The organism is Neoroseomonas lacus, assembly GCF_014644535.1.
In the GTDB taxonomy this organism is placed as follows: Bacteria; Pseudomonadota; Alphaproteobacteria; order Acetobacterales; family Acetobacteraceae; genus Neoroseomonas; species Neoroseomonas lacus.
Window position 1 is genome coordinate 1 of record NZ_BMKW01000060.1, and the last position, 969, is coordinate 969.

The window sequence follows — 969 nt, forward strand, 5'->3', positions numbered from 1 at the left end:
ATGCATCGCGAAACTGCCGCGCTGCGCCGCATAGGCGCTCCATGGCAAGGACGCGACGCTGGTGCGCACGCCGATGCGCGTCCACATCTGCGCGATCGCCTGCGCGACGGCCGTCGCCCCGGGATAGCGGTCGGTTGGTACATGCAGGGTCAGGCGGAAGCCGTTCGGATAGCCGGCGGCGGCGAGCAGCGCGCGGGCACGATCCGGCGCGGGCGTATCGACCGTCAGGTCCGGCACCGCCGAGAAGGTGCCCAGCGGCAAAATCTGCACCGTCGGCACCGCGGAGCCTTCCAGCACGCGCTCGGCGAGGCCGGTGCGATTGATGGCCAGCGACAGAGCCTGCCGTACCTCCTGCCGCGCCAAGGGATTGCTGGCGAGGGCGCTGCCATCCGTCGCCGTGACGAAGGGTGCCGGCACCGCCGCGCCGTGTTGGGGCGCCAGGTAGATCACGCGTAGGCCTGGAGCGCTGACCACGGCGAGTTCCGACGATCCGCGCAGCCGCGGCAGGTCGGAGGCGTTGGGCATCTCGATCAGATCCACGTCGCCGGACAGCAGCGCGGCCGTGCGGCCCGCGGCATTCGGCATCATGCGGTAGGTCGCGACCTCCCACGTCACGGGCGTTCCCCACCAAGTCGGGTTGCGCTCCAGCTCAACGCGCTCGCCCGGGCGGAAGGCACGCAGGCGGAAGGCGCCGATGCCGATGGTGGCACGGCCGGCATTGTAGTCCGCGGTCGTTGCGTCACTGCCGACGTGGCGTGCGATCACCGCGACGTTGACGAGGTCGCCCGGCAGGCCCGGAGCGGGTCCGTGCGTCTCGATCAGCAGCGTGGTCGCATCAATGCTGGTGACGCCGGCGACGCTGCGCAGGAACCCGCCGAAACCGCCGGGGCTGTTCGGGATGTTCCGCGCGCGCGTGAAGCTGAAGGCGATGTCGTCGGCGGTCAGAGCGCGGCCGTCATGCCATGTCAC

The 969-nt window shown here is 70.9% G+C and carries 1 protein-coding gene; it reads right to left on the reverse strand.

All coding sequences use genetic code 11. The annotated features are described in order from the left end of the window. Positions 1–969 (reverse strand): ABC transporter substrate-binding protein (locus tag IEY36_RS30385; RefSeq protein WP_229681730.1); only part of this gene is annotated, 969 nt, incomplete at both ends.